The sequence below is a fragment of the Thauera sp. genome (genome assembly GCF_035444905.1).
In the GTDB taxonomy this organism is placed as follows: domain Bacteria; phylum Pseudomonadota; class Gammaproteobacteria; order Burkholderiales; family Rhodocyclaceae; genus Thauera.
Map to the genome: position 1 here is coordinate 1 of NZ_DAOMPS010000034.1, position 23,468 is coordinate 23,468.

Sequence of the window (23,468 nt, forward strand, 5' to 3'; positions counted from 1 at the left end):
GCCGATGATAGTGAGGTCCGCCCTCGTGAAAGTAGGTCATCGTCAGACTAAACCATTCAGCACAAGCCCGAGTCGCGTCCAGCGTGATTCGGGCTTTTGTGCTTTGAGCGCGGGGCGCTGCCCGTACGTGACGCCCATTCGCAGCTCGGGCAGAATCAACTGCTCTTGTTGCTCGGCGGGAACCAGATGAAATTCGATGTGGTCGTCGTTGGTGGCGGTTTGGCCGGTGCCGCACTAGCAGTCGCGTTGCGCCGCAGCAGACTCAGCATTGCCGTGGTGGAGCATGCGCCGCCAGTGCGCCGCACTGACTGGGATCAGCGTATTTACGCCTACAGTCCCGCAAGCGCGACCTTCCTCGCCGAACTCGGCGTGTGGTCGCACCTCGATCGGGCACGGCTGATGCCCGTGGGCGAGATGCAGATCTTCGGTGATGCGGGCGGCGAGCTCAGGTTTTCCGCTTACGACAGCGGTCTCGCGGAGCTCGCATGGATCGGCGAATCGAGCCTGGTGCATCTGGAACTGTGGGAAAGTCTCAAGCGCCAGCACAATGTCACGCTGTTCTGTCCGGGCGTGCCCGCCGACCTCGTCGTGGAAGACGGCGGGGTGACGCTCCGCCTCGCGGATGGGCGCAACATCGCCGCGGGACTGGTGGTCGGCGCGGACGGTCGCGATTCCTGGGTCAGGGAAACGCTCGGCATCGAGGCGAGGCAGACGCCCTATGGTGAGCGGGCGGTTGTGGCCAACTTCCGCTGCGAACACCCGCATCGCGGTACGGCGTTCCAATGGTTTCGCGAGGACGGTGTGCTGGCCTGGCTACCGCTGGCTGACGGCTTGATGTCCATGGTATGGTCGGCGCCGGATGTGGTCGCGGACGAGCTGATGAGCATGGACGAGGCGGGTTTTTGCCGCCGGGTGGCGGAGGCCGGTGGAGGGCGTCTCGGCGCCCTCGAGCTGATTACGCCCCGGGCTGCGTTCCCGTTGCGGCTGATGCGGGTTGAAGAGATCGTGCGCCCTCGCGTCGCCCTGATCGGCGATGCGGCGCATGCGATCCATCCGCTGTCGGGGCACGGGATCAACCTCGGTTTTCAGGATGCCAAGGTGCTGGCGCAGGAGCTCGCGGCCGTGCCCTCATGGCGGGATGTCGGGGACCATGCGGTGCTGCGCCGGTATGCCCGCCAGCGCGCCGAAGAGCCCTTCCTGCTTCAATACCTGACGCACGGACTCAATCGCCTGTTCGGAGCACGCAACCCCGTGGCGGGCCTGTTGCGCAACACCGGAATGAACCTCACCGACCGGCTTCCGGTCGTAACGGATGCGCTCATTCGCTATGCCGTCAATGGCCGCTTCTGACCCCTCGGAGAAACTGATGCAATCCCTGTTCATGCGTTCTGCCCTCAAACCCCTCTCACTTGCACTTGCACTCGTGATCAGCGCGGCCGCTCAGGCGAGCGAGGCTGACGTGAAGAAGGGCATGGAGGCGTTCATCGGCGCGCCCGCGGTCGAGTCGGTCACCCGCACCGAGTACGGCGGCCTGTATGAGGTGGTGCTGAAGAATGGCCAGCTCGTCTACACCGATGCGAAGACCAGCTTCATCATCGACGGCAATGTGATCGATACCGCGACGCGGCGCGACGTCACCCAGGCGCGCCTGACCCAGCTCGCCGCGATCGATTTTTCCACGCTGCCGCTCGAGCAGGCGGTGAAGGTGGTGAAGGGCAAGGGCACGCGCGTGATCGCGACCTTCGAGGACCCGAATTGCGGCTACTGCAAGCGCCTCGGCAAGGAGCTGGCGCAGATGGACGACATCACCATCTACACCTTCCTGTACCCCATCCTGAGCGAGGACTCGGCGATCAAGTCGAACAACATCTGGTGCGCGAAGGACCAGGGTGACGCCTGGACCTCATGGGTGGTCGACGGCAAGGAGCCTGCCAAGGCCGACTGCGATGCCGCGGTGGTGGCCCGCAACGTGGAGCTCGGGCAGAGTCTGCGCATCAGTGGCACGCCGACCATCTTCCTGGCCGACGGCACCCGGATCGGTGGCTATGTTCCGGCAGCCGAGCTGGAGAAAGCGCTCGCCAAGGTCAAGCGCTGATCGCTCACCGACTCGCATTCGCGTCCCCAGCCGCCGACCCAGGTGAGCATCGGCGGCAGGGCGTCCCGCAGTCAGCGCGCCACGGGGGGTGACATGCCGCGCGGCAGCAAGACCCACATGCTGCCCTGCTGACGCATGCGGCCGGCTTCCCGCCCGGCCTCGGCCCCGAAGCCCCAGAAAAAGTCCGCGCGCACCACGCCCTTGATCGCACCACCGGTGTCCTGCGCGAGCACGAGGCGGTTCAGCGGCCGGGTGCTCAAGGGGTAGGTGGTAGACAGGAAGACCGGTGCGCCCAGCGGGACGTAGCGTGGATCGACAGCGATACTGCGGCCTTCGGTCAGCGGGACGCCGAGTGCGCCGATTGGCCCACCGTCGGAGGCGGGCAGTTCGCGGAAGAACACATAGCTCGGGTTGGCATTGAGCAGCTCGGCCAGGCGCTTCGGGTTGTCCTGTGCCCAGCGCTTGATGCCGTCCATCGACGCCTTGTCCAGCGTCAGCTCCCCCTTTGCCACCAGCCAGCGGCCGATCGACTGATACGGGTGTCCGTTCTGGTCCGCATAGCCGACGCGGACCATGCTGCCGTCCGCCAGTCGCACGCGCCCCGAGCCTTGCACCTGCAGGAAGAACAGGTCGATCGGATCGTCGGCCCACAGCAGCACCGGCGCAGGGACATCGGCCCCCCGTTCGGCGATCTCCTCGCGCGTCCAGTAGGGCAGCACCTTGTTTCCCACCACCCGGCCGCGCAGGCGCAGGTGCTTGAGATCGGGATAGACGTCACCCAGTTCGATGGTCAGCATGTCCTTCGGTGCGCCGTGCACCGGCCAGCGGCTGCGATTGTTGCGCGTGCGGCTGCCGTGGATGAGGGGCTCGTAGTAACCGGTGACCAGACCCTCGGTGCTGCCGTCGGCGTTGACCAGGCGCCATGGGACGAAGTGCGTCTCGAAGAAGCGGCGCGCATCGGCCGACGTGGGCGCGCGACCGAGGAGCCCTGCTGCTTCGCACACGTCCTTCCAGGCCGCCTGACGTACCAGGGTCGAGCATGAGGTGCGCAGTGCAGGCCAGGCGGCAGCCGGGTCGTCCTCCGCCCATGCGCCCAGTTGCTCCCAGGTGGCAGGCTGCAGCGGCGGGGCGGCTTCGGCCGGTGCTGCGGTGGGAGCGGCACCGGGGCAGACCGGACAGGCCGGGCAGGCAGGCGGTGGCGGGCAGGTCGCAGCGGCCGCGTGAACGGGCGCGGGGGGCTGATGAGCGCAGCCAGCCGCGAGAAGGCCGAGGAAGATGGGAAGCGCAAGGCGCCTGGCGAAGGCCGGAATCATCGGATGCATCGGTTAAACTCGAAAGCAGGAACCGCGCAGTATACCGGCCGCGGCGAGTCACGGGCCGGCTGGCCGGGCCCCGCTGCGTGGCTGCCGAGTGACCCCTATGAATGGATGCCCCTGACGCAAAGATGACTGAGTTTGCAGACCTGCTGAGCCGTGCCGAGCGCGTGCTCGAACGCCTCGAAACCCTTCTTCCTGGTTCGGCCGAGGCCCCCGATTGGGGGGGCGCCGTCGCCTTTCGCTGGCAGCGCCGCCATGGCCGCGCAGCCTTGAAGCCCGTCCGCCTGCCGCACCGCATCGCGCTTGCCGATCTGCAGGACGTCGATGAGCAGAAAGCGCGGATCGACCGTAATACGCGTCAGTTCCTCGCTGGGCACCATGCCAACAACGTCCTGCTCACCGGGGCACGGGGCACGGGCAAATCCTCGCTGGTCAAGGCCTTGCTCAACGAGTACGCCGCGCAGGGGCTGCGACTGATCGAGGTCGACAAGAGCGACCTGGTGGACCTGCCCGAGATCGTCGAGCTCGTCGATGGGCGGCCCGAACGCTTCATCCTGTTCTGCGACGACCTCTCCTTCGAGGAGGGCGAGGACGCCTACAAGGCGCTCAAGAGCGTGCTCGACGGCTCGGTTTCGGCGATGTCGGACAACGTGCTGGTGTATGCGACCTCGAACCGTCGCCACCTGATGCCCGAGTATCACGACGAGAACTTGCAGGCTCGTCATGTCGACGGCGAGCTGCACCCCGGTGAGGCAGTCGAGGAGAAAATCTCGCTGTCCGAACGCTTCGGCTTGTGGATTTCCTTCTACCCCTTCAGCCAGGATGACTACCTGGACATCGTTGCGCACTGGCTGCGCAGCTTCGGCGTGTCGCGCAAGGCCATCCTCGCTGCGCGCCAGGATGCGCTGCAATGGGCCTTGATGCGCGGCTCGCGCTCCGGGCGAGTGGCCTGGCAGTTCGCCCGCGACCATGCCGGCCAGCTGCAGGACAAGGGGCGCGGACGATGACGCGCAAGCTCGTCGATGTGGCCGCCGGAGTGCTGCTGCGCGCGGACGGCAGCTACCTGCTGGGGCAGCGGGCGGCAGACACGGTGTACGCCGGCTACTGGGAGTTTCCCGGTGGCAAGGTCGAGCCGGGCGAGACGCCGGCGCAGGCCTTGTGCCGCGAGCTCGAAGAGGAACTCGGCATACGCGTCACGCGGCTGCGACCCTGGCTGCGTCGCGAGCACCTCTACGAGCATGCGCACGTCAGGCTTCATTTCTTCGAGGTGGCGGCCTGGGAGGGCGAGCTCGATGACCGTGTGCACAGCGCGCTGGCCTGGGTCCGTCCGGTTGATCCCGCACCTGCGCCAATGTTGCCTGCCAATGGTCCGATCCTGAAGGCGCTGCGGCTGCCTCGCCTGATGGGCATCACGCAGGCCGCAAGGCTCGGCGTCGACGCGCAACTGGCCGCCGCCGAGCGCGAGATCGGCCATGGCCTGCGCCTGGTGCAGTTGCGGGAGTCCGGCCTCGACGAGGGCGCACGTGAGGTGCTGGCGCGGGAACTGGCCGCAAGGCTGCATGCCTGCGACGGGTTGCTGGTGGTGAATGGAGACGTTGCGCTCGCCGCCCGTGTCGGCGCCGACGGCGTCCACCTGCCGGCGCGCCTGCTGATGACGACGCAGCTGCGCCCAGCCTTCGAGTGGGTGGGCGCGTCCTGCCACACGCGTGCAGAGCTGGAGCATGCGGCCGCCCTGGGGCTGGATTACGCCCTGCTCGGCCCCGTCCAGCCGACCGCGACACATCCCGACCAAGCGGCACTGGGCTGGAGCGACTTTGCCGCGCTGTGCGCGGGCTTGCCGTTGCCGGTATTCGCGCTCGGCGGCCTGGGCAGCGCAGACATGGACAGGGCGCGCGATGCCGGCGCGCATGGTATCGCCGCGATCCGCGGCGTATGGGGCGTTGCGGGCTAGGCTTGCGTCGGTCGCGGCTGAGGGCCGTGCCGCTCAGCGCGGCCGGCCTTCACCGATGCCGGGCGGGGCGAAGGTTTCGCCGCTGTCTTCGCCGTCCGGCGGCGAGCTTGGCACGCGATAGCTTTCCGAGGCCCAGGCGCCGAGATCAATCTGCCGGCAGCGCGCCGAGCAGAACGGCCTATAGCGGCTCTCTGGCTGCCAGACCACGGGCTTGCCGCAGCTGGGACAGCTCACGGTGCGCGGTGTGGTGCTGCGCGGCGCGTCGTTCATCGCGGACTCACAGGCTGCAGAAGGTGAGCTCGAAGGCGACGTCGCGCTCGGCCAGGCGAGGGCGGGCGACGGTCTCAGGCAGCATGAAGCGAACGTTCAGCGCGTACTTGTTGGCACTGATTTCCGGCACCACGGCTTCGGCGCGGGCGAGGCGTACGCGCACCATCTGCGCACTGCGGCCGGCCATCGTGAGCTGGAAGGCGCCGCTGCGTGCAAGCTGCGCCTCGGCGCGTCCGCTCGCGCGCAACAGGCGCAACACGATCTCGATGCCGTCGCGGATCGGCGCCATCGGCTGGATCCAGGTGTCGAGGTCGCCGCGGCGGACCTCCGGTTCGCGATTGAGCCAGTAGTGGTAGGAGGGCAGGTCGAACTGGCATACGCCACCCGGGATCGCGGCGCGGCTGCGGATGCTCATCAGCCACTCGTTCTCGCGCAGGTATTGGCCGATCTTGCCCGCCATCGCGAGCAGGCCGGTTGACGCCTGTTCGATCTCGTAGAGCGCGCCGGCGAGCGCCTCTTCGGAGATCTCGGGATTGTTGCGGAAGGACATCAGGATCTGACGCTGGCGCTCGAGCTCCTGCACCAGATCGACCTTGAGATCGGCGCGGCTGGCGACCTCGAGTGTCTCGAAGATGGTCTGCAGCGCGACGTGGTGATCCTGCGGCGCGCCTGCGGCGGTGAAGTGTGCGATCTTGAGGAACAGATCCTCAAGACGCAGCAGGGTGCGGATGCGCTCGTTGAGAGGATATTCGTAACTAATCACCGCACACAGTCCGCAAGTATTGCGCCCCTTGAATTCGGGCCGATGATAGCACAGCCCCCCTTTGGCACAGGCGGCATGGCCCCTGGCGCCTCATCGCGCGCGGGCGGCGGCGAGATAGGCGGCATGCAGCCGGTCGACCTGCGTCTGCAGTGCGGCGAGCGAGCCGCCGTTGTCGATGACGTCGTCCGCGACGGCAAGGCGTTGCTGCCGGCTCGCCTGCGTCGCCATGATCGCGCGGATCTGTGCCTCGTCGAGTCCGCTGCGCCGGCTGACGCGTTCGATCTGCAGCGCCTCGGGGCAGTCCACCACGCAGATGCGATCGCAGCGCCCGCGATAGCTGCCCGACTCGACCAGCAGGGGCACGGCCAGAATCACGTAGGGTCCGACCGCCGCCCGGCACTGGCGCGCGCTCTCGTCGCGGATCATGGGGTGGAGGATGGCCTCGAGCTGGCGACGGGCATCGGGCTGGCTGAAGGCGCGGGCTCGCATCGCCGCGCGGTCGAGGCTGCCGTCGGCCGCGATCATGGCGTCGCCAAAGCTGTTGCGGATGGCGTCGATGGCTGCCCCGCCCGGCGCGGTCAGCGCATGGGCGATGTGGTCGGTGTCCACCACGCTGGCGCCGAGTGCGGCGAAGCGCTCGGTCGCGGCGCTCTTGCCGCTGCCGATGCCGCCGGTGAGGCCGACGATGTAGGGGCGCTGGGCGAGGTCGTTCATGCGGTCGTGGCGGATGGGCGAGGGGGTCAGCGCGCGGCGCAGGACTGGCGTTTCGAAGCAACGCGCGCGATGCCCTGTTCGACGCTGCGCAACTGCGCCGCGGGCAGGGTGGCCTGCATGCGATAGCTCGTCGTCATGCGCGGCTCGACACCGGCATTGCTGACGCCGCGTGCGCGAAGCTGGCTGAGCAGCACGCGGGCGCGGTTCTCGGTCTTGAACACGCCGAGCGACACGGCGTACTGGGTCGGCCCCCGCTCCTGCACGATGAAGGTGTCGCTGACGCCGAGCAGGCGCAGCTCCGCGACCCGGGTGTCGGCCTCGGCGCGGCTGGGCTGGGGCGGGATCCGCACCCACCAGGAGTCGGGCGTCTCGTTGCGGCTGCGGACCGCCGTCACGCCGATCCGGCGCAGGCCTTGGCCGAGACGGTCGGCTTCGGCGGCGGTGAGGCCGGCCCAGGCCTGGCAAATGGTGGCGGGGGCGGGTGCAGTGGGCTCCGCGGGCGCGACCGGCTCGGGCGGCAAGGGCGCGACAGGCACCGGCGCCTCGGCGACCGGGGCGGGATCGACGGCCGGGCTGTCGCGGTTGATCGCGTCCTCGGCGTCGATGACGAGGGCGTGCGCGTCGCCTTCATCCTCTGCCGCCTGCGCGGGCGCCGCTTCGGGCTCGACCACCAGGTCCGCTGTCGGTGTCGCTGCGGGCGTCATTGCGAGGGCGGGCGGGGCCTCGGGTGCCGTCTCGGCGAGTTCGAGCGGCCGCGCGTCGGCCTCGTCGGCGGACGGGCGCGCCTCGTGCGCCAGGCGGATATGCTCGGGGTTGAGCTGGTTGGCGATGCGCTCCGGTTCGCCGGTCGGCACGCCGCCGCCCAACCAGCCCTGGATGGCGGCGAAGGCGAGGGCATTGAGCACCAGGAACAGGATGAGCAGGAGGCGCAGGGTCGTCATGCCTTCAGCGTTGTCGATGGCGGCGCGCGCCGTTGGGGGGTGGTCGTCGCAGCGCGCGAAGCGCGCGCGGCGACCGTTCGTCGTCGCTGCTCAGCCCAGCTTCGGCAGGTGGGCAAGCGAGGCGGCGACCGCGTCGGCAGGGTAGTCGTAGTTCTCCAGCTTGCCCGAGAAGAAGCGTTCGTAGGAGCTCATGTCGAAGTGGCCATGGCCGGTGAGGTTGAAGAGGATGGTCTTCGTCTCGCCGCTCTCCCTGCACTTGAGCGCCTCGTCGATCGCGGCGCGGATGGCGTGGCAGGACTCAGGCGCCGGGATGATGCCCTCGGCGCGCGCGAACTGCACGCCGGCCTCGAAGGTGGCGAGCTGGGGCACGGCGACGGCTTCGATCAGGCCCTCGTGGAAGAGCTGCGACACCAGCGGCGAGTCGCCGTGGTAGCGCAGCCCGCCGGCGTGGATGCCTGGCGGCATGAAGTCGTGGCCGAGGGTGTACATCTTCATCAATGGTGTGAAGCCGGAGGCGTCGCCGTAGTCGTAGGCGTACTGGCCCTTCGTCAGCGTCGGGCAGGAGCTGGGCTCCACCGCGACGCAGCGCAGGCCCTCGGCGCGCTTGTCGCCGGCGGCCTTGTCGGCGAGGAAGGGGAAGGCGATGCCGGCAAAGCTCGAGCCGCCGCCGCAGGGGCCGATGACGACGTCGGGGTAGAGACCGACCTTGTCGAACTGCTTCTTGGCCTCGAGGCCGATGATGCTCTGGTGCAGCACGACGTGGTTCAGCACCGAGCCCAGCGTGTAGTTGGTGTCGGCGCGGCCGGCGGCTTCCTCGACTGCCTCGGAGATGGCGATGCCGAGCGAGCCCTGGTTGTCCGGGTCCTCGGCAAGCAGGCGGCGACCGGTCTCGGTCAGCTCGGAGGGGCTGGCGAACACCTCCGCCCCCCAGGTCTGCATCATCAGGCGGCGGTAGGGTTTCTGGCCGTAGCTGACCTTGACCATGTACACGCGCACCTCGAGGCCGAACATCTGCCCGGCGAAGGCGATCGACGAGCCCCACTGGCCGGCGCCGGTCTCGGTGGTCAGGCGCTTGATGCCGGCCTGCTTGTTGTAGAAGGCCTGCGGCACCGCGGAGTTGGGCTTGTGCGAGCCGGCGGGCGACACGCCCTCGTACTTGAAGAAGATCTTCGCCGGCGTGCCCAGCACTTGCTCCAGGCGCACCGCGCGCACCAGCGGGCTCGGCCGCCACAGCCGGTAGATCTCGCGCACTTCCTCGGGGATCGCGATCCAGCGCTGGGCGCTCATCTCCTGCTCGAGGATGGCGCCCGGGAAGATCGCCCCCATCTGCTCGGGCGTCGCGGGCTTGCCATCGGGCCCGAGCGGCGGCGCGAGCGGGCTGGGCAGATCGGCGACGACGTTGTACCAGTGGGTCGGAATGTCGGCGGCGTCGAGCTGGATACGGGTGGCTTCCATCGTGTCTTCTCCCTCTTGTGTGTGTCAGTGTCGAGTTAGGGCAGCGGCGCCGGCAATCGCGCCCAGGCCGAGCAGGACCAGATTGTCGATGCGCCGCAGCGGAATGCCGAGCAGGTCGGCGAAGCTGGCGGCGGCGCCGCCCCCGAGCAGGCAGGTCGCCCCGGGGGCGTCGGCTATCTGGCAGAACATGCGCTCGACCGCACCGGCCTGGGCCTGCAGGCAACCCGAGCGGATCGCATCGATCGTGCGCCGCGGCTGCAAGGCGAAGTGGCCGTCGGCCAGGGGCAGTTGCGCCGTGCCGCGAGCCAGCGACTGCTGCATCAGGTCGACGCCGGGCAGGATCAGGCCGCCGAGAAAGTCCCCTGCCGCCGACAGCAGGTCGACCGTGGTCGCGGTGCCGGCGGTGACTACCAGGCAGGCGTGCGCATGCGTCTGGCGGGCGCCGATCAGCGCGGCCCAGCGATCGGCACCCAGCTGCGCGGGCTGTTCGTAGAGGTTGCGTACGCCGCAGCACGAGGCACCGGGGTGCAGCCAATCGACCGCCAGTGGGCCACAGGCGGCGGCGATCGCGTTGGCCACGCCGATGCCGGCGACGTTGCAGCCGAAGACCCGGCCGAGTCCGGCGTGGCGCCGACAGATGGCGGCGAGCTCGCCGATCGCCTCATGCGCGAGTGCGCCCTCGTCGACCGCGCGCAGCGGCTCGCCCGGCGAGATGACCCGCCACTTGATGCGCGTGTTGCCGGCGTCGACGAGCAGGATCACGCCTTCGCTCCAGGCAGGGGGCGCAGCGAGACGTCGCCTACCAGCACGCGGCGTGTGCCCGCCTCGGTGCGCAGCAGCAGGGCGCCGTCGTCATCGACGCCACTGCAGATGCCCTCCAGCGTGTCCGTGTCGCTGCAGATGCGCACCGGCAGGTCGGCAAACGCATTGCGCTGCTGCCAGGCGCCGCGCAGCGCGGCGAAGCCCGCCGCGGCGTAGGTCTCGAGCAGGCGCTGCAGTTCGACCAGGACGCTGGCGAGCACGAGGCTGCGCGCGGGCGGGGGCGCCTGCAGTGCGCGCGCGAGATCGGTGACGCCCTCCTGGTCCGGGACTTCGGCGTGTGCGGGAAGGTCGACATTGATGCCGATGCCGATCACCGCCGCCGGGGTGCGGCCGCGCCCCGGAAGCAGCTCGACCAGGATGCCGGCCAGCTTGTCGCCATGGACCAGCACGTCGTTGGGCCATTTCAGCTGCACGCCCTGCACGCCGAGCTGCTCCAGCGCCCGTGCCACGGCAATGCCCGCCACCAGCGACAATCCAGCCGGTACCGGCGCGCCCGGGGCGAAGCGCCACAGGGTCGAGAAGGTCAGGCTGGCGCCGTCCCAGGACAGCCACTGCCGGCCGCGGCGTCCGCGTCCGGCAGTCTGACGCTCGGCCACCACCACATGCACGCGGCCGTCATCGGCCGGCGTGGCATCCGTCAGCACGCTGTTGGTCGAGGCGCACTCGACGCGCCAGTCGATCACGAAGCTGTCGGCGAGGGCGCCGATGGCGCGTTCGAGCTCGCGCCGCGCTTCCGTGTGCGACCGCACTGCGACCTCGGCAGGGTCTTGCGGCAGCGGGGTAGATTCCGTCGCTGCATCTGCAGCAGGGCCGGCATCAGAGCCGGCAGGACAGCCCGCGGCGGGGGCGGCTGGGGAGGGGGCGGCAGGCGGCAAGGCGGCAATCCGGCGAAGGGGAACGATGCCGCATTATCCGCCATCCTGATTTGATGCACGAGCCCGGTGCACGTCCCGATCGGCCCGGGGACTGTCGAGCCCTGTGCCGGGTACCTCGCCGGAGCGCGCTCAGTGCTCCGGCTCGTCCCCGTTGCGCGCCTCTTCCATGCCGAGCTCCTGGATCTTGCGGCTGATCGTGTTGCGGCCGATGCCGAGCAACTGCGCGGCCTCGATGCGGCGCCCGCCGGTGGCGGTCAGCGCGCGTCGGATCAGGGCGCGCTCGAATTCGCGCGTCAGGCGATCGAAGACCTCGCCCGGAGTCGTCGCGATCAGGCGGTCGGCTTCGGCTCCCAGGCCCTCGATCCAGCTCGTGGGCGCCTCGCGCCCCGGCTGTTCGCGCATCTCGGGCGGCAGGTCGGCGACCTCCACGGTCTGCGCCGGCGCCATCACGGTGAGCCAGTGGCACAGGTTCTCGAGCTGGCGCACGTTGCCCGGAAAGGGCTGGCCCTGCAGGTATTCGAGCGCGGCGTCGGAGATGCGCTTGCGCTCGACACCAAGCTCCTGTGCGCTCTTCTGCAGGAAGTGGCGGATCAGCAGCGGGATGTCCTCGCGCCGTTCGCGCAGCGGGGGCAGGCGCAGGCGGATGACGTTGAGGCGATGGAACAGATCCTCGCGGAACAGGCCCTGGCGCACGCGCTCCTCCAGGTCCTGGTGGGTGGCGGCGATCACGCGCACGTTGGCGCGGATCGGCTGCTGGCCGCCGACGCGGTAGAAATGGCCGTCGGACAGCACGCGCAGCAGGCGCGTCTGCAGCTCGGCCGGCATGTCGCCGATCTCGTCGAGGAACAGCGTGCCGCCGTCGGCCTGCTCGAAGCGGCCGCGGCGCTGGGTGGCAGCGCCGGTGAAGGCGCCGCGCTCGTGGCCGAAAAGTTCGGATTCGAGCAGGTCGCGCGGGATCGCCGCGGTGTTGATGGCGATGAAGGGCGCGTCGCGGCGCGGGCTGTGGCGGTGCAGGGCGCGCGCGACCAGCTCCTTGCCGCTGCCGGATTCGCCGTTGATCAGCACCGTGGCGTGCGAGTGCGCGAGGCGGCCGATGGCGCGGAACACCTCCTGCATGGCCGGCGCCTGGCCGAGGATCTCAGGCGCGAGCGAGGTCTCCTCCGCTGCACCATGCTGGTGCGCACCCTGCTCGAGCGCACGGCGAACGAGCGCCACCGCCTGGTCGACGTCGAAGGGCTTGGGCAGGTATTCGAAGGCCCCGCCCTGGAAGGCGGACACCGCGCTGTCGAGGTCGGAGTAGGCGGTCATGATGATGACCGGCAGTTGCGGATGGCGGGCCTTCACCTTCTGCAGCAGATCGAGGCCGGACTCGCCCGGCATGCGGATGTCGGACAGCAGCACCGCTGGCGGCTGGGGCGTGCGGGCGAGCTCGGCGAGGGCGTCGTTGGCCGAGCTGAAGCTGGTGTGGGTGATGCCTTCGCGGCTCAGGGCTTTCTCGAGTACCCAGCGGATGGAACGGTCATCGTCAATGATCCAGACGTTATTCATTTTGTATGCACTATTCTGGTGCGTCCGGTGTTCAGACGCGGTCGGAGATCGGCAGCAGGATCGTGAAACAGGTCCGCCCTGGGCGGCTGTCCACGTCGATCATGCCCTGGTGTTGTTCGATGAAGCTCTGGGCGAGGGACAGGCCCAGCCCGCTGCCACCGTCCCGCCCCGATACCAGCGGATAGAAGATCTTGTCGCGGATCTCCGCCGGGATGCCGGGGCCGTTGTCGATCACTTGCAATTCCAGTGCCAGCCTGAAGCGGCGCTTGGCGAGGGTGACCTGGCGCGCGATGCGGGTGCGCAGCAGGATCTCGCCCGCGCCCTCGAGCGCCTGTGCGGCGTTGCGCACGATGTTGAGCACGGCCTGGATGAGCTGCTCGCGGTCGGCAGTGAGCTCGGGCAGGCTGAGATCGTAGTCGCGACGCACCGTAAGCTGCGGGAACTCCGCCAGGATCAGCCGGCGCACGCGCTCGAGCACGTCGTGGATGTTGAGCTGGGTCGGCCGCATCATGCAGTGCGAGCTCAGCAGGCGGTTCATCAGGTCCTGCAGGCGATCGGCCTCGGCAATGATGACGTCGGTGAATTCACGCAGTTGCGGGTCGTCCAGCTCGTGCTGCAGTAGTTGCGCCGAGCCGCGGATGCCGCCGAGCGGGTTCTTGATCTCGTGCGCGAGGTTGCGGATCAGCTCGCGGTTGGCCTGCTGCTGGTGCAGCAGCTGTTCCTCGCGGGCGACCCGCAGCTGCGCATCGATCGGGCGGAACTCCAGCAGCAGGCGCACACCCGAGGTTTCCACCGGCGTCACCGTGCAGTCGAGCCGAACCGGTTCCGAGCTGTTGCGGCTGATGGTGAGATCCTGGCCGGTATAGCTCCAGTTGGTGCGCAGCGCATTGTCCAGTGCCGCCGCCAGCCCGGGGGGGCTGCCGAGCAGGCGTGCCAGAGGCTGGCCGACGAGCTTGCGCTGGCTGATCGCGAACAGGTTTTCCGCCCCCGGGTTGAGGTAGCGGATCACCAGCCTGCCGTCGACGAGAACGACCGCCGACGACAGCAGCTCGAGTCCGGCAAAGGGGCCGGTGGCAGAGTGGAGTGGGGGCGATGGCATGGGCGCGTCCTGAAGGTCCATCGTTCAAAAGCAAGATGCGCGCCAGGCTTCGGGGGCTACCTCAGGCCGGAGATCTCCCGCCGCAGCGCCTCGATGTTGCGCTTGTGCAGCTCGACCTTGTCCTTGAAGGGTTGCAGGCGGTCGAGCACCCGCTGGTAGTTGCGCTCGTCGCCGTGGCGGATCGACTCCTGCTCGGCCAGTGCCTTTTCCGCCTCGGCCAGCGCCGTCTCTTCGGTCGCGAGCTCGGACTGCAGCACCTGCCGGCGCGCATCGTCGCGGCTGCGCTGGTCGTTGGGGCTCACGCGCGGAAAGGCGCCCGGGCTTGTCGCAGCCGGCGCGGCGGGCGCCGCTGCGGGCCGGCGCACCGGTACCGGCACCGACGACACCGGCAGATCCGACTCCAGGCGCACGCAGCCGCGGCCGAGGGTGCGATCGTTGGTATAGGTCACCCGACCATCGGCGTCAGTGCATTTGTAGATGTCGGCCCAGGCAGGTGCGCTCAGGGTCGCGAGCAGAAGCAGCAGGAAGAGTCGGGGCGAACGCATGCGCTTGTGCGGGCCGGCGCGTCCGGGGAGATCCCGGCAGCGTGGTCCTTATCCTTTCGGAATGAAGCCTGATTAGACCCCAGAAAAAAGGGACGGGCAATGCCCGTCCCCCTCGTTGTGCGCAGTGGTTCGCTGATTAAAGGCTGTAGTACATGTCGAACTCCACCGGGTGGGTGGTGATGCGCATGCGGTCAACTTCTTCCTGCTTCAGCGCGATGTAGGCATCGATGAAGTCATTGGAGAACACGCCGCCGCGGGTCAGGAAGTCGCGATCCTTGTCCAGGTACTCCAGCGCCTGCTCGAGGCTGGTGCACACGGTCGGAATCAGCGCGTCCTCTTCCGGCGGCAGGTCGTACAGGTTCTTGTCGGCCGGGTCGCCCGGGTGGATCTTGTTCTGGATGCCGTCCAGGCCCGCCATCATCAGCGCGGCGAAGCACAGGTAGGGGTTGGCCAGGGGGTCCGGGAAACGCGCCTCGATGCGGCGGCCCTTGGGGTTGGCGACGTAGGGGATGCGGATCGAGGCCGAACGGTTGCGGGCCGAGTAGGCCAGCTTGGTCGGGGCCTCGTAGTGCGGCACCAGGCGCTTGTAGGAGTTGGTGCCCGGGTTGGTGATCGCGTTGAGCGCGCGGGCATGCTTGATGATGCCGCCGATGTAGTACAGCGCCATCTCCGACAGGCCGGCGTAGCCGTTGCCCGCGAACAGGTTCTGGCCGTCCTTCCAGATCGACTGGTGGACGTGCATGCCGGAGCCGTTGTCGCCGACGATGGGCTTGGGCATGAAGGTGGCGGTCTTGCCGTACTGGTGCGACACGTTGTGCACGATGTACTTGAGCACCTGGGTCCAGTCGGCGCGCTTGGTCAGCGTGCTGAACTTGGTGCCGATCTCGCACTGGCCGGCATTGGCCACTTCGTGGTGGTGCACTTCGACCGGCACGCCGGCCGCTTCCAGCGCCAGGCACATGGCGGCGCGGATGTCGTTCAGGCTGTCGACCGGCGGTACCGGGAAGTAGCCGCCCTTGACACGCGGACGGTGGCCGGTGTTGCCGCCTTCGAACTTGTCGGCGGTGGACCAGGCCGCTTCTTCCGAGATGATCTTGCTGTAGACGCCGGACATGTCGACCGACCATTCGACGGCGTCGAAGATGAAGAACTCGGGTTCCGGGCCGAAGAAGGCGGTGTCGCCGATGCCGGTGCTCTTCAGGTAGGCCTCGGCGCGCTTGGCGATCGAGCGCGGATCGCGATCATAGCCCTTGCCGTCGGACGGTTCGATGACGTCGCAGGTCAGTACCAGCGTCGTTTCATCGAAGAAGGGGTCGATGTAGGCCGACGAGGGCTCGGGCATCAGGATCATGTCCGAGGCCTGGATGCCTTTCCAGCCCGCGATCGACGAGCCGTCGAAGGGGTGGCCGTGCTCGAAGTGCTCTTCCTCGAAGGCGGACACGGGCAGGCCGACGTGCTGCTCCTTGCCGCGGGTATCGGTAAAGCGCAGGTCCACGAAGCGCACTTCGTTTTCCTGGATCAGCTTCATGACGTCTTGTGCGTTCATTTTCACTCCTGGTGAGATGGCGGTGTTTGCGTTGAGCGGGTGGAGCAGCGGTTGTTGGTCGGTGCGCCGGATTTCTGAAGAGCCATGAAGCACTAAGCGTGCCAGGTAGTAAAGAATCCGTGACTCATTGTGCCACAAGGGCAGATGCCCGAAAGCGGTGCCTGCATGGGAGGTGGTATGCACCGAATTGGGGCAAAAGCTTCTGATAGCGCACCATTACGGTGCTCCATTGTAAAAAAGGCGGATTGCGCGGTAGTGCGGATGAGCTTTGAGCCAGGCCTGGCGGCGCTGCCCGAAGGCATCCAGCTGCTCAGTGTCGAGGCTGGCGGGGATCATGATCTCGACCTCCAGCCGCTCGCCGAGATAGTGGATCTGAACCCGCTGCGGCCGTGGCGCGGCCGGCCCTAGCAGCGCGCGCACGACCTCGAGGACTTCGCTGCGTTCGGGAATCGGGCCGGGTGGCACGACCTGCAGGTCGGCATCGTCTTCCGGGTCGATGTGCACCAGGACGTCCTGCACCTCGGGGTGTGCGTCGCGCACGCGCAGATAGACGGCGTCCGAGATGCGATGACCTTCCGACACCGTGAGCCGCGGGTCGACCTGTACATGAGCGTCGCACAGCACGCGGTCGGCCATGCGGCGGGTACGCATGTCGTGCAGGCCGATCACGCCCGGCGTGTCCTCGATCGTGCGCCGCAGGCGCTGGAGTTCCTCGGCCGGCAGGCCGGTGTCGATCAGCTCGCGCACCGACTTCAGCGCCAACTTCACGCCCATGTGCAGGATCAGGAAACCCACCACCGCCGCGGCCAGCGGCTCGAGAAAGGGGTAGCCCGCCAGGCTGCCGCCGATGCCGGCCGCGACGACCAGCGACGAGGCCGCGTCCGAGCGCGCATGCCAGGCATTGGCCTCCAGCATCGGCGCCTTCAGCCGGCGTCCGGCGGCAAGCGTGTAACGGAACAGGCCCTCCTTGGCGAGGATGGTCAGCAGCGCCATCACCAGTGCCGCCGGGTGCAGTTCGGGCAGTTCGTCGATTGCCTGCAGGCGCAGGCCCGAACTCCACAGGAATCCGATGCCGACCGCGGCCAGCACTACCCCCAGCACCATCGTCGTCACCGTCTCGATGCGGCCATGGCCGTACGGATGATTGAGATCGGCCGGGTGCGCGCTGCGCTGGCCGGCGATCAGCACCATGAGGTCGGTGACAAGGTCAGAGAGCGTGTGCGCGGCATCGGCGACGAGGCTGAAGGCATTGGCGAACAGACCGACGATGACCTGGCACACGGTGAGGGTGGCGTTGGTGCAGATGGCGACCAGCGTGGCGCGGCGGATGCCGCGACTGCGTGCCTGCTGGGGGCTGGCGGCATGACGGGAGGGGGCGTTCTGGATCTGCATGGAGAGCGCGGCGGACGCGTTATACTTCGGCAAATTCTGATTCTAGACGGATGTGCGCATGGGAACCCTGTCGGACTTGTTGACGCTGGCGCGTGAGCGCGCCGAGAACCTCGGCCTGCCCTACCAGGGCGCGCTCACTCCGGCCGAAGCCTGGCAGGTGATGCAGCTGGCACCGGGGGCGAAGCTGGTCGATGTGCGTACGCGCGCCGAACTCGACTGGGTGGGCCGCATCCCCGGAACGGTCGAGATCGAATGGAAGTCTTACCCTTCGATGCAGGACAATCCGCACTTCATGACGCAATTGACGCATCAGGTCGATCCCGAGGCCTTGGTCATGTTCCTGTGCCGTTCCGGCGCGCGCTCCGACTCCGCGGCAAAGGCGGCCTCGGCCGCCGGCTACGCCAACTGCTACAACGTTCTCGAGGGCTTCGAGGGTGACCGCGACGCCACCGGCCAGCGCAACCGCATCGGCGGCTGGCGCCATGCCGGCCTGCCCTGGCAGCAGGGCTGAGGGCGCCGCGCCCAGGCGCTGTTTTTGAACCCATTGCAAGGACCGGGATTCGCACCATGCAAGTCGCCACCATCAGCTTCGACCGCTTCAATGTGCTCGCCGACAACGAGGCGCAGGAGCGCATCCGTGCCGCCCGCGCCCGCCTCGGCGAGCGTGCGGTGCTGCTGTGCCACCACTACCAGCGAGCCGACGTCTACCAGCACGCCGACCTGACCGGCGATTCGCTCAAGCTCGCCCGCCTGGCCTCGCAGACCGACGCCGAATACATCGTGTTCTGCGGCGTGCATTTCATGGCCGAGGTCGCGGACATCCTGTCCAAGCCGAGCCAGGTCGCCATCCTTCCCGACCTCGCCGCCGGCTGTTCGATGGCCGACATGGCCAGCCTGGCCAAGGTCGAGCGCTGCTGGCGCGAGCTGGCCGAGGTGCTCGACAAGCCCGACGAGATCATCACCCCGGTCACCTACATCAACTCGGCAGCCGATCTCAAGGCCTTCTGCGGCGAGCACGGCGGCATCGTGTGCACCTCGACCAACGCCCCGACCATCCTCGACTGGGCCTTCGCCAAGCGCGAGAAGGTGCTGTTCTTCCCCGACCAGCACCTTGGGCGCTGGACCGGCTACAAGAAGGGCATCCCGCTCGACGAGATGGTCGTGTGGGACCCCGACCTCGAGTACGGCGGCCTCACCCCCGAGCAGATCCGCAAGGCCAGGATCCTGCTGTGGAAGGGGCACTGCTCGGTGCACCAGATGTTCCAGCCGGTGCATATCGACCGCTGGCGCGAGAAGCACCCCGATGGCTTCGTCATCTCCCACCCCGAGAGCATGCTCGAGGTGTGCCAGAAGTCCGATTACGTCGGCTCGACCGAATTCATCCTCAACACCATCACCCAGGCGCCGCCCAACACCCACTGGCTGGTGGGTACCGAGCTCAACCTGGTGAGCCGGCTGGCCGAGGAGATGAAGCCGCAGGGCAAGGTGGTGCAGTTCATGGCGCCCACCGTGTGCATGTGCTCGACCATGCAGCGCATCGATCCGCAGCATCTCGCGTGGACGCTGGAGAACCTTGCCGAAGGCAAGGTGGTGAACCAGATCAAGGTGCCCGAGCACGAGGCCGAGCTCGCCCGCATCGCGCTCGATCGCATGCTCGCCGTGTCCTGAGCCCGCGCCTGCCAGCACGGGGGGGCAATCAGCGCGCGTACCTCGCCTGCTGCCGTGTCACCGTCTGGGAAGGGGTTTCGCCGAACAGCTTCCGATAATCGGCGGAGAAGCGGCCGAGGTGGGTGAAGCCCCAGTCCATGGCGATCGAGGACACGTTGCCATGGTTGCGGTCGTCGAGCAGATTCCGGCGCACCTGTTCCAGACGGTATTGCTTCAGGTAGGCCATCGGCGACAGCCCGAAATATTGCCTGAAGCCCTCGAACAGCTTGTGCCGCGACACCCCGGCCGCGGCCTCGACATCCTCGAGCGCGAGGCTCTCGTGCGCCCGGGCGTGCATGAACTCCTTCGCACGCAGCAGGTAGTGGGGATGCCGGGTGCCCGCAGCCTGCGCCAGGGCAGCCGAATAGTTGTTCGGTTGTGACAGGATCAGGCCCTTGATGAGGGCCTTCTCGAGGTCGGCCGAAAAGTAGCTGTCGCCATACAGTTCGGCCGCGCCCTCCAGCTCGCTCAGCAGGTGCCTGACCATGCGCCACCAGGCGGCCTGGCGGCCACTTGCGGCATCCATGCCGGCATCGAAGATCAGCGGCTGCTCGGCCGGGCGCTGCAGCAGTTCCTGCAGCACCTGGCGCATTGCCGTGCGCGTGATCGCAACCTGAAGCTTGCGGCAGTTGCCGGCGATGGTGAGTTCCTGCGTGTCCTCAGGCGACACGATCACGCCGGTGTCACGGTCCGACACCAGCCGTCCGCTGGGGGTGACGAGTTCCTGCTCGCCGGTGACCGGCAGACTCAGGCTGTAGCAGTTCAGCGGCGTCTCGTTGCGGATCCCGATCGTGACGTCGGTGCCGTACTCGATGATCCCCATCGTGGTGGACATCGACTTCAGCACATTGCCCGAATGCTGGAACTGAAGCCGGTTCGGTGCCCCGACCTTGAGCAGGTGGGGGCCGCAGATCGCGGCCATCCACGAGCGCGCGCCTTCGGGGTCGCGGCGGACGGTACGGAGATCCGGCGGCGATGTGTCTCTGCATCGGGGGTGTCCATGCTGGGTCCGGGGGTGGGGCTCTCGCCCGCCGAGTCTGTCGCTCAGTCACCTGTAAATCATAGTCTTTCCCGGCACTTGTGCAACTGCGGCGGCCGCCTCGAGGGTGGCCGCCTGGGCCTCAGGCCGAGGCCGGATTTTGTGGACAGAGATCCCCGACTTCCCGGATAGCTCGCACAGCGCGGCGAACGTCTAATGGCTCCCGTAGCAAGCCCACCGCGAGGAGACCCCATGAACACCACCCGAACCCATACCGAATGGCGTGAATTCGTCACGAACTGCCTGGATTTCCGCCCCGGCGATGGCGTGTACCGGATTGCACGCGACATGTTCACCGAGCCCGAGCTGTTCGATCTCGAGATGGAGATGATCTTCGAGAAGAACTGGATCTACGCCTGCCACGAGAGCGAGATCGCCAACCCGAACGATTTCGTCACCATGCGCGCCGGCCGCCAGCCGATGATCATCACCCGCGACAGCAACGGCAACCTCAATGCGCTGGTCAATGCCTGCCAGCATCGCGGCGCGACCCTCACCCGTGTGTGCAAGGGCAAGCAGGCGGCCTTCACCTGCCCGTTTCACGCCTGGACCTACAAGAGCGATGGCCGCCTGCTGAAGGTCAAGGCGCCGTCCGAGTATCCGCAGGACTTCGATCTCGCCGCGCACAACCTGAAGAAGGCGCGCATCGAGAGCTACAAGGGCTTCGTGTTCATCAGCCTGGATGTGGACGGTACCGACAGCCTGGAGGACTTCCTGGGCGACGCCAAGGTGTTCTTCGACATGATGGTGGCGCAGTCGCCGACCGGCGAACTCGAGGTCCTGCCCGGGCGCTCGCAATACACCTTCGATGGCAACTGGAAGCTGCAGTGCGAGAACGGCCTCGACGGCTATCACGTCAGCACCGTGCACTACAACTACGTCGCCACCGTCAAGCGGCGCCAGGAGGTCAATGCCGAGAAGGGTAGCGCCGCGGCGGGCACGCTGGACTACAGCAAGCTGGGCGCCGGGGATGCCGAGACCGACGATGGCTGGTTCTCGTTCCGCAACGGCCACAGCCTGCTGTTCAGCGACATGCCGAACCCGAGCGTGCGCCCCGGCTACGCCACGGCGATGCCGCGCCTGGTCGAGCAGCATGGCCAGCCGCGCGCCGAGTGGATGATGCACCGCCTGCGCAACCTCAACATCTACCCGAGCCTGTTCTTCATGGATCAGATCAGCTCGCAGCTGCGCATCATCCGGCCGCTGGCGTGGAACAAGACCGAGATCATCAGCCAGTGCATCGGCGTCAAGGGCGAGTCGGACCAGGACAGGGAAAGCCGGATCCGCCAGTTCGAGGACTTCTTCAACGTCTCCGGCATGGGCACGCCGGACGATCTGGTCGAGTTCCGCGAGGCCCAGCGCGGCTTCCAGGCGCGGCTGGAGCGCTGGAGCGACATCTCGCGCGGCAAGGACAACTGGGTGGAGGGAGAGACCGCCAACAGCCGCACGATCGGCATTGCCCCGGTGCTGACGGGCACCGAGTTCACGCAGGAGGGCTTGTACGTGAATCAGCATGGCGCCTGGCAGCAGTTCCTGCTCAAGGGCCTGGACAAGAAGCTGCAGCAGTCGAACAAGGAGTGAGCAGATGAACCCCAACCAGCAATACGCCGTCGAGCAGTTCCTGTATCGCAAGGCCGAGTTGTGCGACCAGCGCGCCTGGGACGAGTACCTCGAGCTGTTCGACGAGCACAGCGAGTTCCATGTGCCGCAGTGGGACTCCGAGCACGAGTACACCACCGACCCCAAGCGCGGCATGTCGCTCATCTACTACGCCAACCGCTCGGGCCTCGAGGATCGCGTCTATCGCATCCGCACCGGCAAGTCCGCCGCGTCGACGCCGATGCCGCGCACCCAGCACCAGATCAGCAATGTGCGCATTGCCGAGCGTGAGGCTGGCGAGCTCGAGGTCAAGGCCAACTGGACGACCTTCCACTATCGCTTCGGCGTGTCGGAGCACTTCTACGGCTACGTCACCTATCACCTGAAGCCCGCCGGCGACAGCTGGAAGATCACGCGCAAGCACGTGGTCCTGCTCAACGACACGATCAACGCCGTGCTCGATTTCTACCACCTCTGATCCGGACGCAGATTCGCGCAGAGTCAACCACCCTGGATCCGTCCGACCCTTTGGCGGCGGGCGGGTCCGACACGAGGAGACAAGACCATGAACACCTTCAACACCAAGGATCTGACGCGTGGGCTGTGCATCACCGGCCTGCTGTCGATGCTCAGCCTGGGGGCGCCGATCGCGCTCGCTCAGGATGCGCCGGTGCGCATCGGCCTGATGCTGCCCTCGACCGGCACCTATGCGGCGCTTGGCGCGGCCATCACGAACGGCTTCAAGCAATACGTCGATGAGCAGGGCGGGATGCTCGCCGGGCGCAAGGTCGAGTACTTCGCCGTCGATGACGAATCCGACCCGGCCAAGGCCACCGAGAAGGCCACGCGGCTGATCAAGCGCGAGCGCGTCGACCTGCTGGTGGGCACGGTGCATTCGGGTGTCGCGCTGGCGATGGCCAGGGTGGCGCAGAACAACAAGACCCTCATGATCGTGCCCAATGCCGGCGCCGACGAGCTCACCGGGCCGCTGTGCGCCCCGACCCTGTTCCGCACCTCGTTCTCCAACTGGCAGCCTGCCTATGCGATGGGCAAGGTCGCCGCCGAGCGCGGGCACAAGACCGTGGTCACGCTGACCTGGAAGTACGCCGCGGGGCAGCAGGCCATCGACGGCTTCAAGGAGGCGTTCGAGCAGGCCGGTGGCAAGGTGGCCAAGGAGATGACGCTGCCGTTCCCGAACGTCGAGTTCCAGCCCTTCCTGACCGAGATCGCCGCCCTCAAGCCCGATGCGGTGTTCGTGTTCTTCGCCGGCGGCGGCGCGGCCAAGTTCGTCAGGGACTATGCGGCGGCCGGCCTGAACAAGTCGATCCCCTTGTACGCACCGGGCTTCCTCACCGACGGTACGCTGGAGGCGATGGGCGAGGCGGGCGAGGGCTTGCTCACCACCCTGCATTACGCCGACGGACTCGACAACGACAAGGATGTCGCCTTCCGCCGAACCTATGCGCAGACCTACAAGCTCAAGCCCGACGTCTATGCGGTGCAGGGCTATGACGCCGCCCAGCTCTATCACGCCGGCCTGAGCGCGGCGGGCGGCGACGTGCGCAAGCAGGACGTGATCATCAAGGCCATGGAGAACGCCACCGTCGACAGCCCGCGTGGTCCTTTCACCCTGTCGAAGGCGCACAACCCGGTGCAGAACATCTATCTGCGCGAGGCGCGCGGGGTCGACAACAAGGTCATCGCCACCCCCATCGAGGCCCTCGCCGACCCGGCGCGCGGCTGCAACATGTAAGCACTTGCCGTGCGGCACGCGTGAGGATTGCTCACGCG

The 23,468-nt window shown here is 67.7% G+C and carries 23 protein-coding genes; 9 read left to right on the forward strand and 14 right to left on the reverse strand.

Annotation, left to right across the window (positions count from 1 at the left end; genetic code table 11):
• Nucleotides 1–186 precede the first annotated feature (186 nt).
• Nucleotides 187–1,350, forward strand: coding sequence for a UbiH/UbiF family hydroxylase (locus PLC66_RS14640; RefSeq protein ID WP_324541681.1), 1,164 nt, complete (start codon nt 187–189; stop codon nt 1,348–1,350).
• A gap of 16 nt (nt 1,351–1,366) precedes the next feature.
• Nucleotides 1,367–2,095: a DsbC family protein gene (locus PLC66_RS14645; RefSeq protein WP_324541683.1), complete on the forward strand. Its 729-nt coding sequence runs from the start codon at nt 1,367–1,369 to the stop codon at nt 2,093–2,095.
• Between the two features lie 71 nt (nt 2,096–2,166).
• Here the strand turns inward: PLC66_RS14645 and mltA are convergent, their stop codons facing one another.
• On the reverse strand, nt 2,167–3,417 hold the full coding sequence (mltA, locus tag PLC66_RS14650; RefSeq protein ID WP_324541685.1) for a murein transglycosylase A: 1,251 nt from the start codon (nt 3,415–3,417) through the stop codon (nt 2,167–2,169).
• A 122-nt stretch (nt 3,418–3,539) separates the two neighbouring features.
• On the opposite strand from mltA, the gene PLC66_RS14655 reads away from it, so the two are divergent.
• Both PLC66_RS14655 and PLC66_RS14660 read left to right on the forward strand, forming a co-directional pair.
• Nucleotides 3,540–4,418, forward strand: coding sequence for an ATP-binding protein (locus tag PLC66_RS14655; protein ID WP_324541687.1), 879 nt, complete (start codon nt 3,540–3,542; stop codon nt 4,416–4,418).
• Nucleotides 4,415–5,362, forward strand: a complete 948-nt coding sequence (locus PLC66_RS14660; protein WP_324541689.1) for a Nudix family hydrolase — start codon at nt 4,415–4,417, stop codon at nt 5,360–5,362. Before PLC66_RS14655 ends, PLC66_RS14660 begins: the two co-directional genes overlap by 4 nt.
• A 33-nt stretch (nt 5,363–5,395) precedes the next feature.
• Here PLC66_RS14660 and PLC66_RS14665 read toward each other — a convergent pair whose 3' ends face one another.
• From PLC66_RS14665 to PLC66_RS14720, 12 genes are all read right to left on the reverse strand, one after another.
• Nucleotides 5,396–5,632, reverse strand: coding sequence for a DNA gyrase inhibitor YacG (locus tag PLC66_RS14665; protein WP_324541691.1), 237 nt, complete (start codon nt 5,630–5,632; stop codon nt 5,396–5,398).
• Nucleotides 5,633–5,639: 7 nt separating this feature from the next.
• Entirely contained in the window at nt 5,640–6,395 is a 756-nt protein-coding gene (gene zapD, locus PLC66_RS14670) for a cell division protein ZapD (protein ID WP_324541693.1), read from the reverse strand.
• A 90-nt stretch (nt 6,396–6,485) separates the two neighbouring features.
• On the reverse strand, nt 6,486–7,109 hold the full coding sequence (coaE, locus tag PLC66_RS14675) for a dephospho-CoA kinase (RefSeq protein WP_324541695.1): 624 nt from the start codon (nt 7,107–7,109) through the stop codon (nt 6,486–6,488).
• Nucleotides 7,110–7,135: 26 nt separating this feature from the next.
• Nucleotides 7,136–8,050 carry an SPOR domain-containing protein gene (locus PLC66_RS14680; protein ID WP_324541696.1) on the reverse strand — a complete coding sequence of 305 codons (915 nt, stop codon included), beginning with the start codon at nt 8,048–8,050 and terminating at the stop codon, nt 7,136–7,138.
• Nucleotides 8,051–8,140: 90 nt separating this feature from the next.
• Nucleotides 8,141–9,505 carry a TrpB-like pyridoxal phosphate-dependent enzyme gene (locus PLC66_RS14685; protein WP_324541697.1) on the reverse strand — a complete coding sequence of 455 codons (1,365 nt, stop codon included), beginning with the start codon at nt 9,503–9,505 and terminating at the stop codon, nt 8,141–8,143.
• A 24-nt stretch (nt 9,506–9,529) separates the two neighbouring features.
• Nucleotides 9,530–10,267 carry a type III pantothenate kinase gene (locus tag PLC66_RS14690; protein WP_324541699.1) on the reverse strand — a complete coding sequence of 246 codons (738 nt, stop codon included), beginning with the start codon at nt 10,265–10,267 and terminating at the stop codon, nt 9,530–9,532.
• A complete protein-coding gene (locus PLC66_RS14695; RefSeq protein WP_324541701.1) occupies nt 10,264–11,076 on the reverse strand; it encodes a biotin--[acetyl-CoA-carboxylase] ligase in 813 nt (270 codons plus the stop codon). The genes PLC66_RS14690 and PLC66_RS14695 overlap by 4 nt, the downstream gene beginning before the upstream one ends.
• A gap of 255 nt (nt 11,077–11,331) precedes the next feature.
• Nucleotides 11,332–12,750, reverse strand: coding sequence for a nitrogen regulation protein NR(I) (gene ntrC / locus PLC66_RS14700; protein ID WP_324541703.1), 1,419 nt, complete (start codon nt 12,748–12,750; stop codon nt 11,332–11,334).
• A 31-nt stretch (nt 12,751–12,781) separates the two neighbouring features.
• Nucleotides 12,782–13,849 (reverse strand): nitrogen regulation protein NR(II), encoded by a 1,068-nt coding sequence (glnL, locus tag PLC66_RS14705; protein ID WP_324541705.1) that lies wholly within the window; start codon nt 13,847–13,849, stop codon nt 12,782–12,784.
• A 56-nt stretch (nt 13,850–13,905) separates the two neighbouring features.
• Entirely contained in the window at nt 13,906–14,394 is a 489-nt protein-coding gene (locus PLC66_RS14710; RefSeq protein ID WP_324541707.1) for a DUF4124 domain-containing protein, read from the reverse strand.
• A 136-nt stretch (nt 14,395–14,530) separates the two neighbouring features.
• Complete coding sequence (gene glnA, locus PLC66_RS14715) at nt 14,531–15,940, reverse strand: type I glutamate--ammonia ligase (RefSeq protein WP_324541709.1); 1,410 nt, start codon at nt 15,938–15,940, stop codon at nt 14,531–14,533.
• Between the two features lie 216 nt (nt 15,941–16,156).
• Nucleotides 16,157–17,332, reverse strand: a complete 1,176-nt coding sequence (locus PLC66_RS14720; protein WP_324541711.1) for a cation diffusion facilitator family transporter — start codon at nt 17,330–17,332, stop codon at nt 16,157–16,159.
• Between the two features lie 58 nt (nt 17,333–17,390).
• Here PLC66_RS14720 and PLC66_RS14725 point away from each other — a divergent pair, with 58 nt between their 5' ends.
• Together PLC66_RS14725 and nadA are read left to right on the forward strand one after the other, a co-directional pair.
• Nucleotides 17,391–17,843 (forward strand): rhodanese-like domain-containing protein, encoded by a 453-nt coding sequence (locus PLC66_RS14725; RefSeq protein WP_324541713.1) that lies wholly within the window; start codon nt 17,391–17,393, stop codon nt 17,841–17,843.
• 56 nt (nt 17,844–17,899) lie between these two features.
• Nucleotides 17,900–19,000, forward strand: coding sequence for a quinolinate synthase NadA (nadA, locus tag PLC66_RS14730; protein WP_324541715.1), 1,101 nt, complete (start codon nt 17,900–17,902; stop codon nt 18,998–19,000).
• A gap of 28 nt (nt 19,001–19,028) precedes the next feature.
• Here nadA and PLC66_RS14735 read toward each other — a convergent pair whose 3' ends face one another.
• The gene (locus PLC66_RS14735; RefSeq protein WP_324541717.1) at nt 19,029–19,961 is read right to left on the reverse strand and encodes an AraC family transcriptional regulator; all 933 of its coding nucleotides are present in this window, start codon (nt 19,959–19,961) and stop codon (nt 19,029–19,031) included.
• A 309-nt stretch (nt 19,962–20,270) separates the two neighbouring features.
• On the opposite strand from PLC66_RS14735, the gene antA reads away from it, so the two are divergent.
• The 3 genes from antA (at nt 20,271) to PLC66_RS14750 (ending at nt 23,430) form a co-directional block, all read left to right on the forward strand.
• Nucleotides 20,271–21,659 carry an anthranilate 1,2-dioxygenase large subunit gene (antA, locus tag PLC66_RS14740; RefSeq protein ID WP_324541719.1) on the forward strand — a complete coding sequence of 463 codons (1,389 nt, stop codon included), beginning with the start codon at nt 20,271–20,273 and terminating at the stop codon, nt 21,657–21,659.
• Between the two features lie 4 nt (nt 21,660–21,663).
• Complete coding sequence (gene antB, locus PLC66_RS14745; RefSeq protein WP_324541721.1) at nt 21,664–22,155, forward strand: anthranilate 1,2-dioxygenase small subunit; 492 nt, start codon at nt 21,664–21,666, stop codon at nt 22,153–22,155.
• Nucleotides 22,156–22,302: 147 nt separating this feature from the next.
• The gene (locus tag PLC66_RS14750; protein ID WP_324541769.1) at nt 22,303–23,430 is read left to right on the forward strand and encodes an ABC transporter substrate-binding protein; all 1,128 of its coding nucleotides are present in this window, start codon (nt 22,303–22,305) and stop codon (nt 23,428–23,430) included.
• Nucleotides 23,431–23,468 lie beyond the last annotated feature (38 nt).

Bases quoted from the DNA above. Each gene is read 5' to 3' on its own strand.
- nadA (WP_324541715.1), top strand. From the start codon at position 17,900: ATGCAAGTCGCCACCATCAGCTTCGACCGCTTCAATGTGCTCGCCGAC.
- PLC66_RS14710 (WP_324541707.1), bottom strand. From the start codon at position 14,394: ATGCGTTCGCCCCGACTCTTCCTGCTGCTTCTGCTCGCGACCCTGAGC.
- glnL (WP_324541705.1), bottom strand. From the start codon at position 13,849: ATGCCATCGCCCCCACTCCACTCTGCCACCGGCCCCTTTGCCGGACTC.
- glnA (WP_324541709.1), bottom strand. From the start codon at position 15,940: ATGAACGCACAAGACGTCATGAAGCTGATCCAGGAAAACGAAGTGCGC.
- PLC66_RS14655 (WP_324541687.1), top strand. From the start codon at position 3,540: ATGACTGAGTTTGCAGACCTGCTGAGCCGTGCCGAGCGCGTGCTCGAA.
- PLC66_RS14645 (WP_324541683.1), top strand. From the start codon at position 1,367: ATGCAATCCCTGTTCATGCGTTCTGCCCTCAAACCCCTCTCACTTGCA.
- PLC66_RS14680 (WP_324541696.1), bottom strand. From the start codon at position 8,050: ATGACGACCCTGCGCCTCCTGCTCATCCTGTTCCTGGTGCTCAATGCC.
- coaE (WP_324541695.1), bottom strand. From the start codon at position 7,109: ATGAACGACCTCGCCCAGCGCCCCTACATCGTCGGCCTCACCGGCGGC.
- PLC66_RS14640 (WP_324541681.1), top strand. From the start codon at position 187: ATGAAATTCGATGTGGTCGTCGTTGGTGGCGGTTTGGCCGGTGCCGCA.
- PLC66_RS14720 (WP_324541711.1), bottom strand. From the start codon at position 17,332: ATGCAGATCCAGAACGCCCCCTCCCGTCATGCCGCCAGCCCCCAGCAG.
- PLC66_RS14665 (WP_324541691.1), bottom strand. From the start codon at position 5,632: ATGAACGACGCGCCGCGCAGCACCACACCGCGCACCGTGAGCTGTCCC.
- PLC66_RS14750 (WP_324541769.1), top strand. From the start codon at position 22,303: ATGCTCAGCCTGGGGGCGCCGATCGCGCTCGCTCAGGATGCGCCGGTG.
- mltA (WP_324541685.1), bottom strand. From the start codon at position 3,417: ATGCATCCGATGATTCCGGCCTTCGCCAGGCGCCTTGCGCTTCCCATC.
- PLC66_RS14735 (WP_324541717.1), bottom strand. From the start codon at position 19,961: ATGGCCGCGATCTGCGGCCCCCACCTGCTCAAGGTCGGGGCACCGAAC.
- ntrC (WP_324541703.1), bottom strand. From the start codon at position 12,750: ATGAATAACGTCTGGATCATTGACGATGACCGTTCCATCCGCTGGGTA.
- PLC66_RS14725 (WP_324541713.1), top strand. From the start codon at position 17,391: ATGGGAACCCTGTCGGACTTGTTGACGCTGGCGCGTGAGCGCGCCGAG.
- PLC66_RS14660 (WP_324541689.1), top strand. From the start codon at position 4,415: ATGACGCGCAAGCTCGTCGATGTGGCCGCCGGAGTGCTGCTGCGCGCG.
- PLC66_RS14685 (WP_324541697.1), bottom strand. From the start codon at position 9,505: ATGGAAGCCACCCGTATCCAGCTCGACGCCGCCGACATTCCGACCCAC.
- antB (WP_324541721.1), top strand. From the start codon at position 21,664: ATGAACCCCAACCAGCAATACGCCGTCGAGCAGTTCCTGTATCGCAAG.
- antA (WP_324541719.1), top strand. From the start codon at position 20,271: ATGAACACCACCCGAACCCATACCGAATGGCGTGAATTCGTCACGAAC.